This is a genomic window from Arthrobacter sp. T572, from assembly GCF_056780115.1.
Genome location: NZ_JBRAZQ010000002.1, coordinates 2143213 through 2159223 on the forward strand (window position 1 = coordinate 2143213; position 16011 = coordinate 2159223).

At 62.3% G+C, this 16011-nt stretch carries 18 protein-coding genes; 9 read left to right on the forward strand and 9 right to left on the reverse strand.

Translation table 11 applies throughout. The features are described from left to right. Nucleotides 1–11 precede the first annotated feature (11 nt). A complete protein-coding gene (locus ACUYMZ_RS11090; RefSeq protein WP_481603336.1) occupies nucleotides 12–626 on the reverse strand; it encodes a biotin transporter BioY in 615 nt (204 codons plus the stop codon). 272 nt (nucleotides 627–898) lie between these two features. Here ACUYMZ_RS11090 and ACUYMZ_RS11095 point away from each other — a divergent pair, with 272 nt between their 5' ends. Further along, nucleotides 899–2497 (forward strand): ABC-F family ATP-binding cassette domain-containing protein, encoded by a 1599-nt coding sequence (locus tag ACUYMZ_RS11095; RefSeq protein ID WP_481603337.1) that lies wholly within the window; start codon nucleotides 899–901, stop codon nucleotides 2495–2497. A 5-nt stretch (nucleotides 2498–2502) separates the two neighbouring features. Here ACUYMZ_RS11095 and ACUYMZ_RS11100 read toward each other — a convergent pair whose 3' ends face one another. The 4 genes from ACUYMZ_RS11100 to ACUYMZ_RS11115 are packed head-to-tail and all read right to left on the reverse strand — an operon-like array spanning nucleotide 2503 to nucleotide 4608. Next, nucleotides 2503–2985, reverse strand: a complete 483-nt coding sequence (locus tag ACUYMZ_RS11100; RefSeq protein ID WP_481603338.1) for a YbaK/EbsC family protein — start codon at nucleotides 2983–2985, stop codon at nucleotides 2503–2505. Next, the gene (locus ACUYMZ_RS11105) at nucleotides 2969–3835 is read right to left on the reverse strand and encodes an SURF1 family cytochrome oxidase biogenesis protein (protein WP_481603339.1); all 867 of its coding nucleotides are present in this window, start codon (nucleotides 3833–3835) and stop codon (nucleotides 2969–2971) included. The genes ACUYMZ_RS11100 and ACUYMZ_RS11105 overlap by 17 nt, the downstream gene beginning before the upstream one ends. After that, entirely contained in the window at nucleotides 3836–4111 is a 276-nt protein-coding gene (locus tag ACUYMZ_RS11110) for a hypothetical protein (RefSeq protein ID WP_426002631.1), read from the reverse strand. After that, nucleotides 4108–4608, reverse strand: coding sequence for a DUF3099 domain-containing protein (locus ACUYMZ_RS11115; protein ID WP_481603341.1), 501 nt, complete (start codon nucleotides 4606–4608; stop codon nucleotides 4108–4110). The genes ACUYMZ_RS11110 and ACUYMZ_RS11115 overlap by 4 nt, the downstream gene beginning before the upstream one ends. A 155-nt stretch (nucleotides 4609–4763) precedes the next feature. Between ACUYMZ_RS11115 and ACUYMZ_RS11120 the strand changes: the two genes are divergently transcribed. From ACUYMZ_RS11120 to ACUYMZ_RS11130, 3 genes are all read left to right on the forward strand, one after another. Next, nucleotides 4764–5489 (forward strand): beta-ketoacyl-ACP reductase, encoded by a 726-nt coding sequence (locus tag ACUYMZ_RS11120; RefSeq protein WP_426002634.1) that lies wholly within the window; start codon nucleotides 4764–4766, stop codon nucleotides 5487–5489. Between the two features lie 122 nt (nucleotides 5490–5611). Continuing rightward, nucleotides 5612–6364 (forward strand): SDR family oxidoreductase, encoded by a 753-nt coding sequence (locus tag ACUYMZ_RS11125; RefSeq protein WP_481603342.1) that lies wholly within the window; start codon nucleotides 5612–5614, stop codon nucleotides 6362–6364. Between the two features lie 216 nt (nucleotides 6365–6580). Next, nucleotides 6581–8146 carry a sugar ABC transporter ATP-binding protein gene (locus ACUYMZ_RS11130; protein WP_481603343.1) on the forward strand — a complete coding sequence of 522 codons (1566 nt, stop codon included), beginning with the start codon at nucleotides 6581–6583 and terminating at the stop codon, nucleotides 8144–8146. Nucleotides 8147–8212: 66 nt separating this feature from the next. Here the strand turns inward: ACUYMZ_RS11130 and ACUYMZ_RS11135 are convergent, their stop codons facing one another. Beyond that, on the reverse strand, nucleotides 8213–8800 hold the full coding sequence (locus tag ACUYMZ_RS11135) for a roadblock/LC7 domain-containing protein (RefSeq protein WP_442422678.1): 588 nt from the start codon (nucleotides 8798–8800) through the stop codon (nucleotides 8213–8215). 151 nt (nucleotides 8801–8951) lie between these two features. Further along, nucleotides 8952–9845 carry a phosphoserine phosphatase SerB gene (gene serB / locus ACUYMZ_RS11140; protein ID WP_426002640.1) on the reverse strand — a complete coding sequence of 298 codons (894 nt, stop codon included), beginning with the start codon at nucleotides 9843–9845 and terminating at the stop codon, nucleotides 8952–8954. A gap of 110 nt (nucleotides 9846–9955) precedes the next feature. Between serB and ACUYMZ_RS11145 the strand changes: the two genes are divergently transcribed. Genes ACUYMZ_RS11145 through ACUYMZ_RS11155 form a run of 3 tightly spaced genes read left to right on the forward strand, consistent with a single transcriptional unit; the run spans nucleotide 9956 to nucleotide 12452 of the window. Beyond that, complete coding sequence (locus ACUYMZ_RS11145; protein WP_426002641.1) at nucleotides 9956–10741, forward strand: ABC transporter ATP-binding protein; 786 nt, start codon at nucleotides 9956–9958, stop codon at nucleotides 10739–10741. 21 nt (nucleotides 10742–10762) lie between these two features. Continuing rightward, nucleotides 10763–11548: a sulfite exporter TauE/SafE family protein gene (locus ACUYMZ_RS11150; protein WP_442422676.1), complete on the forward strand. Its 786-nt coding sequence runs from the start codon at nucleotides 10763–10765 to the stop codon at nucleotides 11546–11548. Nucleotides 11549–11558: 10 nt separating this feature from the next. Continuing rightward, the gene (locus tag ACUYMZ_RS11155) at nucleotides 11559–12452 is read left to right on the forward strand and encodes a TrmH family RNA methyltransferase (protein ID WP_481603345.1); all 894 of its coding nucleotides are present in this window, start codon (nucleotides 11559–11561) and stop codon (nucleotides 12450–12452) included. 50 nt (nucleotides 12453–12502) lie between these two features. On the opposite strand, the gene ACUYMZ_RS11160 is transcribed toward ACUYMZ_RS11155, so the two are convergent. Together ACUYMZ_RS11160 and ACUYMZ_RS11165 are read right to left on the reverse strand one after the other, a co-directional pair. Beyond that, nucleotides 12503–12787, reverse strand: a complete 285-nt coding sequence (locus ACUYMZ_RS11160; protein WP_481603347.1) for a hypothetical protein — start codon at nucleotides 12785–12787, stop codon at nucleotides 12503–12505. Between the two features lie 166 nt (nucleotides 12788–12953). Next, on the reverse strand, nucleotides 12954–14339 hold the full coding sequence (locus ACUYMZ_RS11165; RefSeq protein WP_481603349.1) for an NAD(P)-binding protein: 1386 nt from the start codon (nucleotides 14337–14339) through the stop codon (nucleotides 12954–12956). Nucleotides 14340–14569: 230 nt separating this feature from the next. Between ACUYMZ_RS11165 and ACUYMZ_RS11170 the strand changes: the two genes are divergently transcribed. Both ACUYMZ_RS11170 and lplAB read left to right on the forward strand, forming a co-directional pair. Then, a complete protein-coding gene (locus ACUYMZ_RS11170; protein ID WP_009358283.1) occupies nucleotides 14570–14827 on the forward strand; it encodes a type B 50S ribosomal protein L31 in 258 nt (85 codons plus the stop codon). 86 nt (nucleotides 14828–14913) lie between these two features. Next, nucleotides 14914–16008, forward strand: coding sequence for a lipoate-protein ligase LplAB (lplAB, locus tag ACUYMZ_RS11175; RefSeq protein ID WP_481603353.1), 1095 nt, complete (start codon nucleotides 14914–14916; stop codon nucleotides 16006–16008). Nucleotides 16009–16011 lie beyond the last annotated feature (3 nt).

Genomic DNA, 16011 nt, shown 5'->3' on the forward strand with positions numbered 1-16011 from the left:
AAGGTGGCAGCCTACTTGACCCGCCGGACCAGCAGGTCCGGGAACGCCTTGTGAAGGGCGATCGCGATGACTACAGCCAGGATGTTCTTGAGGATGTCACCCGGGTAGAAGGGCAAATCGGCAAGGAATGCTTTGGTGAGGTGAAGTTTGGCGTTCACCATCATGCCCAGGACACCCAGCCCGTGGATAACGACGATGCTGCTGGCCATGGTCGCCGCAAAAAGCAGGAGAGCCCGGTTCTTCCGGGATTTCCGGATGATCCATGCGGCAAGAAAACCGGTAGCTGCAGCCGCAATGGGGAACGCGATGATGTAACCGGCGGACGGTGTGGCGAGGATCCCCAGCCCGCTGCGCCCGCCACTGAAGATCGGCAGACCTGCCAGGCCCAGGAGTACATAGAGTCCGACGGCGGCGAACCCCCTTCCGGGACCGAGCACCAAGCCGCTGAGCATCACGGTGAGGGTCACCAGCGTGATCGGCACGCCCAGGGCCCCCACCGGAATGCCCGGAACAATGGAAGATGCGGCGACGAGCGCCGCAAAAACGGCGATCAGGCCGAGGTCGGTGGCGGTCCAGCGTTTGCGGGGTGCAGTGCGCTGTGCCGAAGCGGAAGTGGTCTGGCTCACGGGAAGTCCTCTCAGGAAAAGCTGGGTGCTGTGATGCGGTGTTCCCCCTGGAATTCGAGAATACGCAGGCCCCGGTACGCCGTTTTTGGAGCCTCTCCACAAACGGATCGCGGGTTCCTTGGTGGGTGGCCCACGAGCGCGCCCGCGTGCACCGGTTCGGCGGCTCCCCGGGCTGCCGGTAGACTTGGACAGGCCGTTCCCACGGCTTCTCCGCAGCGCCCCCAATATATTCCGGACGTTGCCGGCTCTTCCTTCGAAAGGCATCACCCGAATTGATTACCGTCCAGGACCTCGAACTCCGTGCCGGCGCCCGCCTGCTGATGGATCAGGTTAACTTCCGGGTGGACAAGGGCGACAAAATTGGGCTGGTAGGCCGCAACGGCGCTGGAAAGACCACTCTGACACGGGTCCTCGCCGGAGAAGGGCTTCCCGCGGGCGGAAAGGTAACCCGCAGCGGACAGATCGGCTACCTTCCCCAGGATCCCCGCACGCCGGACATGGAGCAGCTGGCCCGGGACCGTATCCTGTCAGCCCGCGGCCTGGACGTTGTGGTCGGCAAGCTGAAGAAGGCTCAGGCCGAGATGTCCAGTGGTGACGAGTCCGTGCAGCGCAAGGCCATGAACCGATACGACCGGCTTGAGGCCGAGTTCCTTGCCGGTGGTGGCTACGCTGCCGAGGCAGAGGCAGCAGCCATCTCCTCCAATCTGGCCCTGCCGGAACGCATCCTTAACCAGCCACTGAAGACGCTCTCGGGCGGCCAGCGTCGCCGCGTGGAACTGGCCCGCATCCTGTACTCGTCAGCTGAAACACTCCTGCTTGACGAGCCCACCAACCACCTCGATGCCGACTCGATCGCCTGGCTGAGGGACTTCCTCAAGAACCACCAGGGCGGCCTGATCGTCATCAGCCACGACGTCGAACTGCTCGAAGCGACAGTCAACAAGGTGTACCACCTCGATGCCAACCGTGCGCAGATCGACTACTACAACATGGGGTGGAAGCGCTACCTGCTGCAGCGCGAAACTGATGAGCGTGCACGCCGGCGCGAGCGTGCCAATGCAGAGAAGAAGGCGCAGGTCCTCATGGACCAGGCCAACAAGATGCGGGCCAAGGCCACCAAGGCCGTGGCCGCCCAGAACATGGCCAAGCGTGCCGAGAGGCTGCTGGGCGGACTTGAGGCTGTCCGCGAGAATGACCGCGTGGCCGCTTTGCGGTTCCCCGAGCCCTCACCCTGCGGCAAGACTCCCTTGACCGCAGAAGGACTGAGCAAGTCATACGGTTCGCTGGAAATCTTCACCGACGTCGACTTGGCCATCGACCGTGGTTCCCGGGTGGTCATCCTCGGCCTCAACGGCGCAGGCAAGACCACCCTCTTGCGAATGCTTGCCGGCGTCGACGCCCCGGACACCGGGGAGATTGTGCCCGGACACGGCCTCAAAGTGGGCTACTACGCCCAGGAGCACGAGACGCTGGACCACGACCGGACCGTCCTGGAAAACATGCGCTCTTCCGCACCCGACATGAAGGACGCGGAGGTACGGGGCATCCTCGGTTCGTTCCTCTTCTCCGGCGACGACGTCGACAAACCCGCAGGCGTCCTCTCCGGTGGCGAGAAGACCAGGCTCGCTTTGGCCACGATCGTCGCTTCAAGCGCCAACGTGCTTCTCCTCGATGAGCCCACCAACAACCTCGATCCCGCCAGCCGCGCGGAGATCCTCGGCGCCCTGAAGAATTACGCGGGCGCCGTGGTCATGGTCAGCCACGACGAAGGCGCGGTCGCAGCGCTGAACCCGGAGCGCGTGGTGCTGCTTCCGGATGGCGTGGAGGACCTTTGGAACGAGGACTACCTGGACCTGATCACCCTCGCGTGATGAAGCTACCGTACGCGGAGTTCTTCAGCTGCCGTGATGCGGAGCAGTTCCCCATAGGTGATGGAGAACATCGAATTGTGGTCGCCGGCTCCGGCCCACAGCAAGGGGTGCCGTTTCAAGGAATCGTCCAGGATGGTGCGGATTTTGTGGGGGTGGCCGACCGGCGCTACGCCCCCTACTTCCTGGCCTGTGTGCTCCACAACGAACTCAGGTGTGGCTCGGCGGACCTTGCCCAGGCCGAGCTGCCGTGAGACAAGGCCGGTGTCCACCTTTGCAGCACCACTGGCCAGAATCAGCAGCGGAGCACCGCCCACCTCAAAAACCAGGCTGTTGGTGATGGCGGCGACGTCGCATCCGAGGACTGCCGCGGCAGCCGCTGCTGTCGGTACTTTCTCCTGGAAGATGCGGACGGTATCGCCGGCACCGGAGGCTGTCAGCGCCGCTTTGACAGAGAGGACTGCGGGCATGGTTTCAGTAGCCTTGGGCATCCAGGATTGCGTCTTCCTCTTCTTCGGATGTGCGGCGCTTACTCTTGCGTGGCGCAGGTGCACGGCGCTTGGTTGAACCCGCTGCCGCTATGGTTGTGTCGTCTTCCTCGTCCTCGGCATCGATGGCTGCGTTGCGCGCCTGTTGTCGGGCGGCATACCCAAAACCAACAAACATCAGCACGCCGAAAGCGAACCACTGCAGCGAGTACGACAAGTGGGTGCCTTCCTCCGTGGCCGGTTTCGGGAACGGAGCAGGCATCGGCTGGACGGCAGGTGTTTCGCTGGCCAGCTGTCCGTAAGCCCCGGTGGCAACCGGATATGGCAGTTCTTCCGCAAATCCGGGAAGGTCGATGGACGCCAACTGCCCCTCCACTGCGCCACGGTCGAGCCGGGGTTCCGACGGCTTGAGGCGGGCCACGATGGTGACCTCTCCAGCAGGCGGCGACGGCACGACGTCGGGCCTTCCCGGGGTGTTGTTGCCAATCGGGAGCCAGCCACGGTCGATCACCACAGCTTCCCCGGTGGTCAGGCGGAAGGGAACCACCACGTCGTAACCCGGCTGGCCGTTCAATGGACGGTTTCGGACCACGCGCTGCCCATCGGGATCGTACGTGCCCCGCATTTCAACCTGCGTCCACTCGCGTTCGGGATCCAAGTGGGTGAACTGGTCCTTGACCTGCGGGAACGGCACCGGCGTGGCGGAGTAATTACTGACCACACGGTTGATCTCGGCCAGCGTTTCAGCCCTGCGGTCCATTTGCCAACGCCCCAGGAAGACACAGGCCGTGGCAAAGATGACGGCCAGCACGAAATAACCCAGCCACTTGCTGGAGAACAGGAAACGGTACATTCAGTGCGCCCCGCCTACGGTGGTGGCGTCACTTGCCTCAAACGGCAGGGTTTCCTTCCACAGGCCGCGGGTTTGCAGGTATTCTTCGAGCCATTCCCGGTGTTCTGCGCACGACAACCACACCTTTCGCCGATCCGGAGTGTGGATCCTGGGGTTGTTCCACAGCAGTTGCCAGCGGGCGGCTTCGCGGCAGCCTTTCCGGGAGCAGATGTCCGGCCCCGGGGCCTGTTCTGCCTGGCCGCCCGGTCCGGAGCTGCCCAAGGTGAAGATGTTCATGAAGCCGCCCGTTCGTCGCCGGGTTCCCCGGCCTTCGGTGGTGGTTGGTGGGTGTCTGCCTGAGGGGTGGCGGGCTCGTCGTCCACCAATTCTCCTTGGAGGACCGTGACCTCTTCCTCGGCCGGAGGCTCTTCCGCCTCGCGGCCGGAGCCTTCGATTTCGGCGACCGGGACGTAGTCCAGCAGTGACTCACTGTGGTCCTCCGCTTTATCACTGCCGTTGGCTATGACCACCGCTACCCAGGGGAGGAAGACGGCCCCGGCCACAGCGATGATCTTGAACCAGCCGTCAACGACGAAGATCAGGACAATGCACACCATGCGGATGCCCATGGCCACCGCATACTTGATCATGCGCTCCCGCATGTCCTCCGAGTGGGCGGCCGCAGCATCGGTGATGCTATGGATTTCCGCATTGCCGGAAACGGCGTCCGGATCCCCGGGCACCTGCTGCAAGGGACTGTTCTTTCGTGTCACAGCTGAATCATCACGCTCCAAAGGCTTCTTCCAATTCTCTCACCAAGGTAGTAGCCGCCAAAACCGGCCGGAGCCGGCTACCCGCGGGTCGGCCGGCAACACCGCTAAGATCAAGGCAGGAAAATCCCTTTCTCGTCCCAGCGGCACAGCCATGCCGCAGAACCTGGAGCGTAAGCATGTCTGAAACAGCACCCACCGGCCGCAGCGTCCTGATCACCGGCGGAAACCGCGGCATCGGCCTCGCCATCGCGGAGTCCTTTCTCGCCAACGGCGACAAGGTGGCTGTGACCTACCGGAGCGAGTCGACGCTGCCGGAGGGTGTCCTCGGCGTCAAGGCCGATGTCACCGACGAAGCCTCCATTGACGCGGCCTTCAAAGTGGTCGAGGAAGCGCACGGTCCCGTGGAAGTCCTGGTGGCCAACGCCGGCATCACCAAGGACACGCTCCTGCTCCGGATGAGCGAAGACGACTTCACGTCCGTGCTGGACACGAACCTGACGGGCGCGTTCCGCGTCATCAAGCGCGCCTCCAAGGGCATGATCCGCCTCCGGAAGGGCCGCGTAGTCCTCATCTCCTCCGTTTCCGGCCTGTACGGTGCTCCGGGCCAGATCAACTACTCCGCTTCCAAGGCCGGCATGGTGGGCATCGCCCGGTCTCTGACCCGCGAACTCGGCAGCCGCGGAATTACGGCCAATGTGGTCGCTCCAGGTTTCATCAACACGGACATGACAGCCGAGCTGCCGGAGGAAACCCAGAAGTCCTACCTGGCCAATGTTCCGGCCGGACGCTTTGCCGAGGCTTCTGAAGTTGCCAATGTCGTGCGGTGGGTGGCCAGCGATGAAGCTGCGTACATCTCCGGTGCCGTGATCCCTGTGGACGGCGGCCTGGGAATGGGCCACTAGGCCCTGGTTCTTGCTTGACCCGTCACATTTTGTAGACGGGCAACAACCGCTTTCGTCGGATGCGCTGGCATGATGGAAGCCAGGCCTTCAGTTTTTTGGATGATTTAAACAAGAGGAGCAGAATGGGAACGCTGGATAACAAGACGGCGATCGTCACGGGGTCGTCACGCGGGATCGGTGCCGAGGTCGCCAAGATCCTGGCAGGTGAGGGTGCCGCCGTCGTCGTTAATTACCGCCAGAAGGCCCCCCGGGCCAACAAGGTTGTTTCCGAAATCCAGGCTGCTGGCGGACGCGCAGTAGCCGTGGGCGCCGATTTGACCACCGAGGAGGGTGTCCACACCCTCGCCAGCACTGCGATGGAGGAATTCGGATCCCTCGACGTTCTGGTGCTGAATGCCTCGGGTGGCATGGAGTCCGGCATGGAAGAGGGGTACGCCCTCAAGCTCAACCGCGACGCCCAGATCAACATGCTCAACGCAGCCGTGCCGGTGATGCAGGAAGGCTCCCGCGTCGTTTTCGTGACCAGCCACCAGGCGCACTTCATTGACTCCGTGGCCACCATGCCTGAGTACGAGCCTGTGGCCAGGAGCAAGCGCGCAGGCGAGGACGCACTCCGTGCCCTCCTTCCCAACCTCGCGGATAAGGGTATTTCGCTGGTGGTGGTGTCCGGCGACATGATCGAGGGCACGGTCACCGCAACCCTGCTTGACCGGTCCAACCCCGGGGCCATCGAAGCCCGCCGGGCTGAAGCGGGCAAGTTGTACTCGGTAGAGGAGTTCGCCGCCGAGGTGGCCAAGATGGTCACTGCGGACGTTGAGTCCGGTCACACCAAATACGTAGGTGGCGCCGACTACTTCGGCAAGGCCGGGCAGTAGCCCACCACCAAACTCACAACGGTCCGGGACTTGGGTCCCGGGCCGTTTTTGTATCCCTTCGTAGTTGGATGACATTTCCATAAAGTTATTCTTTTTCACGTCATAAAATATCGAAAGTTGTTTTGAAGAAAGCGATTTGGCAAGATCCTTCTTTTTCTGGTTGACTCAGGAAGTCGCCCATGCCACCCCTTGAAATGGATGGTTCGGCGGTAATTCATGAGTTGCGGACCCAATGCGGGAAAGCATTACTGTGAACCAGGAGCTTCTTTGGACCTGCTATTGCACGCTGATGACATTCACGCATCCTACGATCAACGCCGGATTCTCAAAGGAGTCGGTTTTTCGCTGCATAGAGGTGAAATCCTGGGACTTATCGGGACCAATGGAGCCGGCAAAAGCACGCTGATGGGCGTACTCGCCGGTTCCCATCAACACAGCAGCGGACGGATGACCCTGGCAGGGGAGGTCTATGGTCCCGATACCATCGATGAAGCCCAAGCCTGCGGCGTTGGCCTCATACCGCAGAACTTCAGGCTCAATCCGGAACTCACTGTCGCGGAAGCTATTTTCCGCGGAACTTTCCAGGGTGCCAAGCCTCATGCCGACCTTCGCGGGCAAGCCAGTGCCCTCCTGGCGGACGTTGGCGTAGACCTGGATCCCGACACAAAAGTCGGCGGACTGATACGAGCTGAACAGACGCTCGTGGAAGTACTGAGAATGGTCGCCGAAGAGGCACAGCTGGTGATCATGGACGAGGTCGCTGCCTCGCTGCCGGACCACGACGTTGCCGTGCTGCATAAGGTCCTTCGCATGCTCATCAGCCAAGGCCGGGCCATTATTTACATCACGCACCGGCTGGACGAGGTACGGTCAATAGCCCACCGCATCGCCGTCCTGCGTGACGGCAGGGTCCACAGGGTCCTGGACGCGAGCCAGACGAATGAAGACGAACTGGCCTTCCTGCTGCTGCAGGAAAAGCCCGAGGGCAATTCACGCCCTGGAGAACCGGCAGCGGGGGACGAGGCGCTCAGGGTGGCCAATCTTCGAGTGGGTGACCGGGTACGGGATGTGACGTTCAGCGTTGCAAAAGGCGAGATCTTCGGGTTGGTGGGTACCCATCGGTCCGGAATCTACGCCCTGGTGGAGGCTCTTGTCGGCCTGCACCCCAGCACTTCCGGACGCATCTTCGTACGTGGCGTGGAAGCCGCGATCCGCAATCATCAGGATGCCCGCGATCTCGGGATCGGCTTCCTCTCCGACACCACGGACAACTTCGCACCGGAGACCAGCAGCATCGTCGACGGACTGCATCACGCAGCAGATCCGGCGGCCGTCAGCTTGCAGGATGAAGTGATGCAACTGCGGGGCGTGATCGAGCTTGTTCGGCGGATGCGGATCAACACCACCAATATCCACGGCACCATGGCCACGTTGTCCGGGGGCGACCGGCAGAAGGTCCAGTTGGCCAAATGGATGACCACTGATTGCGACATCCTGGTGCTGAGCCACCCCAGCCGTGGAATCGACATCGGGGCCAAGGAAATCGTCTACAGGATGCTCCATGAACTCACCCAGACCGGTGTTGCGGTCATCCTCTTGTCATCGGACCTGTCCGAGCTCGTCGGTTGGTGCCACCGTATCGGTGTCATGCGCGACGGTGAGCTGGTTTCCATCGAAGCGAATGCCAATACCAATGAAGACGTCCTGGTGCATCACATGCTCGGCGACAAATTTCAGGAACCACGCGGGGAGGCCCGCCGGCTCAAGGGGCAACCAACGTAAAACCTGCCCAACTGAAAAGGGGGTGCCCGCTTCATGCGGGCACCCCCTTTGGCTGTTCGGCTGGTGTCAGATGGTGATCCCCTTGGCGAGGTTCTTGAGCTTGTGCCGGGCCAGTGCCAGGTTGGCGTAGGTCCTGTCCAGGACAAGGTAGACAAAGAGGCCCTTTGAACCTGCCGAGTTCAGCACGTTAATGAGGTGGTACTGCGTATCCAGGGTGATCAGCACGTCCTCGATATCACTGTTCAATCCCAGCTCTGCCATAGTCCGGAGCTTGGCGCTGACAACATTCGAGTTGCCGGCAGCCGCTACGCCCAGGTCGAAGCCCGGACTTCCTCCCTGGGCCAGGGCCATGCCACTCGTGTAGTCCACGATGGCTGCGCCGGTAGCGCCTTCGATGGACAGGAGCTGTTTGACCGCTTCATCAAGAGAACTCATGATGTCTTCTTCCTTTTCATGATGGTCAGTGACGGTAATAGTCATTGATTCGCGGCCGATGGTGGTATCCACCCCCGGTTCGGACACTGCTCCGTGGTCAACACTGAGTAATTGCTGGAGTGAGCTGGGTAGCGCATCCTGGTATTCCGACGGGTTTTCATCCGGCGCAGGAACCTCGGATCGTTTCCACCATTTCCACGAACGCTCGGAAATGCTCACTTTTGACCTTGCACCTTTACAGTCGACTGCCACGTACCAAAGAACGAACCGTTGGGGGAATCACTGCAGGACACGCAGGATCATCGGCCAGTTACATAGTTAAGTGGCTGCAAACCCAATTCATGACGGAGCTTGATCGACCTATTCAGGCTCAGACGTTCGCGATATGGCGCACTGCGTCCAGGTACGGCATGTTGATGGCGGCGTCAGCAACTTCACGCACTGCTGGTTTCGCGTTGAACGCTACTCCGATTCCGGCCGCACCCAGCATGTCGAGGTCATTGGCGCCGTCGCCGACTGCGATCGTGTGGTCGAGGTCGATTCCTTCGGCCGCTGCCCATTCCCTGAGGTACTTTTCCTTGGCCGCCCGGTCGATGACCGCACCGAGCACCTTGCCTGTCAGCGCGCCGTCGACGATTTCCAGTTCGTTGGCAATCCAGTAGTCCAGGCCCAGCTCTTCGGCGATCGGCCCCAGGATCTGGTTGAACCCGCCGGATACGACCGCCACTACGTGACCTGCGGCCTTGAACGCGGCCACGAGTTCTGCCGCGCCCAGGCTGAGGCGCACTTCCTGGCGTACGGAGTCGACGACGGCGGCCGGGAGGCCTGCGAGGACGGCGACCCGCGCGTGGAGGCTTTGGGCGAAGTCCAGTTCCCCTCGCATTGCTGCCTCGGTGACGGCTGCGACTTCTTCCCGTTTGCCCGCATAGGCGGCCAGCAGCTCAATGACTTCCTGTTGGATGAGCGTTGAATCGACGTCCATGATGAGGAGTTTGCGGGGAGCCTGCCGCAGGGCTTCGGGGACGATCGCGGTATCAACACCGGGAAGGCCGGCAGCAGCGATGGTGCGGCGCAGGGAAGCCAGGTCCTCCGCCGTCAGGGCAGCGGCGGCGAGCTGCGCGGTGTGGACTCCAAAACGGTCATCTCCGGAGTGTGATTCCGATGACACTGATACGCCGGAGCCGGCCAGTACCTTGCGCAGATCTTCAAGGGATCCAGGGGACAAATTCACGCCATAGCTGACCGCAGCCACATTCGAAGTCATGGCGTCAATCCTATCGAGGCGGTTACCTGCACCCGAATCTGTTTCGCTGTGTCGACAGGCCGCGGCGCCGGTTATCAGTCACGTTCAGTTTTGTCCTAGTGTCTACTGCTATGAGTGATGTTCTGGAATTGGCTTCCGTCAGCGTTGTCCGAGGCAAGAAGACCCTGCTGGACAAGGTTGACTGGCAGGTCAATGAAGGCGAACGCTGGGTGATTCTTGGCCCTAACGGCGCAGGCAAGACCACACTTCTCCAGATCGCTGCCGCACGGCTGCACCCCTCCAGCGGCACAGCAGGAATCCTCGACGAGGTCCTTGGCAGGGTGGATGTCTTCGAACTTCGTCCGCGCATCGGTCTGTCTTCGGCAGCCCTGGCCAACCAGATCCCCGAACACGAGAACGTCCTCAATGTGGTTGTCACAGCTGCTTACGGCGTCACCGGCCGTTGGCGCGAGGGCTACGAGCGCGACGACGAACGCCGGGCTTTTGGTCTGCTGAACGAATGGGGGATGGGTCCACTTCTCAACCGGACCTTCGCCACACTGTCCGAAGGTGAGCGCAAGCGGGTACAGATTGCCCGCGCCCTCATGACGGACCCCGAGCTCCTTCTCCTGGACGAACCGGCTGCCGGTTTGGACCTCGGAGGGCGCGAGGAACTGGTGCACAAACTGGGTGAACTCGCCAGTGATGAAGCAGCACCGGCCATGGTATTGGTGACGCACCACCTTGAAGAGGTGCCACCGGGATTCACGCACGCCATGCTGCTTCGGGAAGGCGAAGTGGTGGCCGCAGGGCCCATCAAGGAAGTGCTCACGGACGAACACCTCAGCACCACCTTCGGACTTGCCCTCGATGTCACCGAGAACGGTGGCCGTTACACGGCCACTGCCCGCCGCTAGGTACGGTCGAGCGTATTAACTGTGGAGATTCTTAGCAGCATCCTGGTCTTTTTCGCTGGCCTCTGGGCAGGCACCATCAATGCCGTCGTCGGTTCCGGCACCCTGGTCACTTTCCCGGTCCTCATCGCCCTGGGCGTCGCACCTGTGGTGGCCTCCATGAGCAATGCGATGGGGCTGGTTGCCGGCACGGCCGCCGGCGCCTGGGGCTACCGGCGTGAACTTGCGGGCCGGGGCAGGCAGCTCATGAAGTTGATGCCCGCGTCCTTGTTGGGCGGCATCACGGGTGCCTGGCTGCTCCTGCACCTGCCGGAGCGGGTCTTCGCGTACGTTGCACCCGTGCTGTTGGTTGCAGCGCTTCTGATGGTCCTCTTCCAGCCAAAGCTTCAAGCCTGGATCCGGAACCGCGAACAGAATCCGGAACATGCACTCAAAGACAAGAGCCACGGAATCCTCCTGGTGGTCCTCATTTTCCTCGCCGGCATCTACGGCGGCTACTTCGTGGCTGCCCAGGGAATCCTGCTGGTAGGTATCCTCGGGGTGTTCCTGTCAGGAACCATGCAGAACGCCAACGCCATGAAGAACATCCTGACGTTGACGGTGAACATGGTTGCCGCAGTCTCCTACCTGATCTTCGCCTTCGACCGGATCAACTGGCTCGTGGTTCTGCTCATCGCCGTCAGCTCCACGATTGGCGGACTGGTTGGCTCCAAAGTGGGCCGCAAGCTCTCACCCAAGGTACTCCGCGGTGTCATTTTCACGCTGGGCATCGTGGCCTTGGGCTTCATGATCGCCAACCTCCTGAAGTGACGGGTCGGCAATGACCCTCCACTACCTTGAATCTGCCGACGACCCCCGGGTTTCGGACTACACCAAACTGACTGATGTGCACCTGCGCAAGCTGCGCGAGCCGGAGGAAGGCATGTACATCGCCGAGTCCTCGCGCGTACTGCGCAGGGCCCTTGCGGCAGGCCACAAGCCCCGGTCCTTCTTCCTCGCAGAGAAATGGCTCGAGGATCTCAAGGATGTCTTCGAGGCCTGGCCCGACGTTCCGGTTTTCATCGGCAAGGCGTCACTGCTGGAGGAGATCACCGGCTTCCACCTCCACCGGGGAGCCATGGCTGCCATGCACCGGCCCACCCCGGTCCCGCTGACGGAGTTGCTCGCCGGGGCGCAGCGCGTTGCAGTCCCGGAAGACATCGTGGACCACAGCAGGGTGAGTGGTCTGAAAATGCAGGGGGCGGGCAACACCCGGCCACCGGGACGATCGAGGATCGCGGTCCTTGAGAACCTTACCGATCACACGAACGTCGGCGCGGTTTTCCGCAGCGCCGCAGCCATCGGCGTCGACGCTGTACTGGTCTCGCCCCAGTGCGCCGACCCGCTGTACCGGCGCTCGATCCGCGTATCGATGGGCACCGTGTTCCAGGTGCCGTGGACCCGGATCGAATCGTGGCCTGACGACCTCGCGGTCCTTAAGGAAGCAGGCTACTTCGTGGCCGGCATGTCGCTCGGCGAAGGTGCCATCACGCTTGACGAGTTGGTCGCCCAGGACCATCAGAACCTCGCGCTGGTCTTCGGCACCGAGGGTGACGGGTTGGACCCCGAGACCGATCAGGTGCTCGACGCGCGTGTGACGATTCCGATGATGAACGGCGTGGATTCGCTTAATGTCGCGGCGTCCTCCGCTGTGGCTTTCTACGCGACGCGGTAGCCGGAAGCGCGCTATAAGGAGCGCCTGACTGCCCTCAGCCCTGCTTCGTGTTACCGCATTTCGAAGCTCAGCCTGCTGAGTACATGTCGGTATATTTCCTCCGCGTCGATGTCAGGATGGTTGACCGCCGCCCATGCGCGCAACGCGTAGTCATAGTTCTGGATCGGGCCGCCCGGGATGGGCACCACGTACGCTTCGTTCTGCAACTTGGTGATTGCTGCTTGTGCCTGTGCAGGGAGCGCTGGTTCCGCGCCTTTCGGTGCAGGAAGGGATGTGTACCGATCTTGAGCCTCGCTGTAGGCTCTCAGCGCCGCGTTCAATTCGTTATCGTCCATAACTATATTCTGCATCCTGGGCGTGCGGGAAAGCCGCAAGCCACCGGGCGATTCCCCGGACTGTGCAGACCACATGGACATTCTTTGATTGTGAGCCGCGTTCTCGTCCGGAACCCGCTGCGCGAGTCTCATCGCCCGTGGCGATCGCTGGCTGACGATGGCCTGGTCACGCCGAGGCGATGAGCCGGGGGAGATTGGAGAGCGCTGCGGCCGCATGGGCCCGGCTGCGTTCGCGGGCCCCGGGGATGCGAGGGTCCCCGGCATAACGCTCCAGCTCGGCGAAAGGATACAGCCGGCTCGTGCGCGACCAGGAGGACACGGCCGGATGCTGGGCGCGTGCCCGGGCGTTCGCCATCAGCGCGGCGTAAGCGATGAGGAAGTCGACATTCCGATCCCAGAGGTGCAGCGGGGGGCACAGCTTGTTCTTCTGGTCGTCGTCGTGGAGTTCGGCTTCGACGACGCCAAGCATCGCGTACTGGAACGAGACGGTGCCCCAGAACATCGGCTGAAGCGTGATGCGGCCAGGTTCGAAGATCGGACGAAGCGGCGGCCGGACGAGTCCCGACGCAGCGCAGTGGAGGTGCAGTGTGTCGGGTGTCGTGGGGATGACACCGTCGTCGAGGATGATGCGGTCACGCTCCACACTGCGCACGTGGCCGAGGCGGACGACATCCTCGATTCGCCGGAGGAGAGCGATCTCGGCTTCTGAGACAATCGCTCCGTGGAACATCGTGGGTGGCACGGAGGGATCAACCCGCAGCAGGATTCCCTGTTCGTCGAGCCGTGCAAAGAGATCCTCAACCGTGGTCGCCTGGGCCATGGCCTCGATCTGTGCGGCGTTTGCGACGTACTGCTCCACTACCTGGTCGTGCGGCTGCAGGTAGCGTCGATTCGGCCACCAGCCCTCGCGCGGTTTGATCCACGTGATGTCTGCGGGATCCACACCCCGCTCGAGAAGCCACACACACGTGTCGAGAGCGGTCTTTCCCGATCCGATGACGGTGAAGCGTCCGGCCGGATGGGCGAGTCGGGCGAGCCCACCGGTGGGGATGCAGCGGACTCCCTCGGCCACGGCGAACGGCGGTGCGGAGGTAGCGGGAATGCGGCCCTCAAGATACCTGGCATCCACCACGCGGCGGCGCACGGTGACGGGCACGGTGCGGCCGTTCAGGCGGGAGACCACCAGCCCTTCGTCAAGGAACTCGCTCCCGGGCAGGTAGGTCACACGACCGGTCGGCAGGAAAACCCTCCGCATCGCCTCTTCGAAATGCGCGCAGATCTCGCTGGGGCCAGCCAACTCGTACATGCCTGCGTTCGTGCCGGTGACGTCGCGCCTGTCGGATCCGAAGGGCACCGATTCGACGCCGTAGAGGTTCGCGGGCTGGTGCAGCCGAACGAACGGATATGCATCCTGCCAATGTCCCCCGGGCGCGTGCCGGCGATCGACGATCGCCACCGTGGCATCGGAGTGCGCGAGGATCCGGTCGGTGAAGGCCATCCCCGCTGTCCCGGCGCCGACCACCAGGTAGTCGGCCTCGATGCTCCCGCGCATGCACTCACAGTAGACCCGGCCGTCTGCGCAGGGGAATCCTCCGGTTCGCCGGTAGGGTCGGCCGCCGCGAAGCCTGAGGCTGGTGCGTGCCTGGTTCGTGCCTGCGCCCGGTATCCGGTATGATTGCTTGTTGGTCCGCCCGCTGGAATCCTTGGATGACAGCAAGCCGGACCACCTCCATTCATACCTGGCAGCTGGCAAAATCCAGTTGCGCGAACAAAGGTCCAATTATGAAGTCTGATATCCACCCGAAGTACGAAGCTGTTGTTTTCAACGACCTGGCTTCCGGCGTCAAGTTCCTGACCAAGTCCACCGTGTCTTCTTCCAAGACCATCGAGTGGGAAGACGGCAACACCTACCCGGTCATCGACGTCGAAATCTCCTCGGAGTCCCACCCGTTCTACACGGGCAAGCAGCGCATCATGGACTCCGCTGGCCGCGTCGAGCGCTTCAACGCTCGCTTCAAGGGCTTCGGCGGCAAGAAGTAACCCACTTCACCCCAAGTCTTTTGGAAGGCCCGCATCACCGTTTTACGGCGATGCGGGCCTTTGCGTTTTCGGGCAAGATGGAACCCATGACTTCCCACCCGGCCCAAGAAACGCACGACGACGGCACGCACCTTCACGGGGAATACAAAGTTCCGGGCGGCAAACTTGTAGTGGTTGACCTGGAGGTCAACGACGGAGCCTTCGCCGACGTCTCTGTCAGCGGTGATTTCTTCCTGGAACCCGATGAAGCCTTGCTGGACATCAACGCTGCGCTGACTGGCCTGCCGGTGTCTTCATCCGCTGCCGACATTGCCGCAGCAGTTTCTGCCGGCCTGCCCCAGGACGCGGTGCTGTTCGGTTTCTCGGCCGAGGCAGTCGCCGTCACTGTCCGGCGTGCGCTGTCGAAAGCCACCGGGTGGGCGGATCATCAGTGGGAAGTCATACCCCCCTCCGTCCTGCCCACACCTGTCAATGTGGCCCTCGATGAAGTGCTGACAGAGGCGGTTGGCGCCGGCCGCCGCAATCCCACGCTGCGTTTCTGGGACTGGGAAGAACCATCCGTCGTGATCGGGAGCTTCCAGTCCGTCCGCAACGAGGTGGATCCTGCAGGAGTGGAAAAGCACGGCGTGACCGTTGTCCGCCGCATCAGCGGGGGCGGTGCCATGTTCATGGAAGCCGGCAACTGCATTACCTACTCCTTGTACGTGCCACAGACCCTCGTGGACGGCATCAGCTTTGCCGATTCCTACGCATTCCTGGACTCGTGGGTCCTGGCGGCATTGGAAAAGCTGGGCATCACGGCGTTCTATGTGCCGCTGAACGACATCGCCACTGATCAGGGGAAGATCGGGGGAGCAGCGCAAAAGCGGCTGGCCAACGGCGGCATGCTGCACCACGTGACCATGAGCTATGACATCGATGCAGACAAGATGGTCGAGGTCCTGCGCATCGGCAAGGAAAAGCTCTCGGACAAGGGGACACGGAGCGCCAAGAAGCGTGTCGATCCGCTGCGACGGCAAACGGGACTGGCGCGTGCGGCGATCATCAGCGCCATGCAGGACGTCTTCACCGAGCGGTACGGCGCGGTGGAGTCACGGTTGTCGGATGCTGAACTTGCCGAAGCCAGGAAACGGGTTGATGCCAAGTTCGGCACCGAAGAATGGCTCAACCGCGTTCCCTAGCTA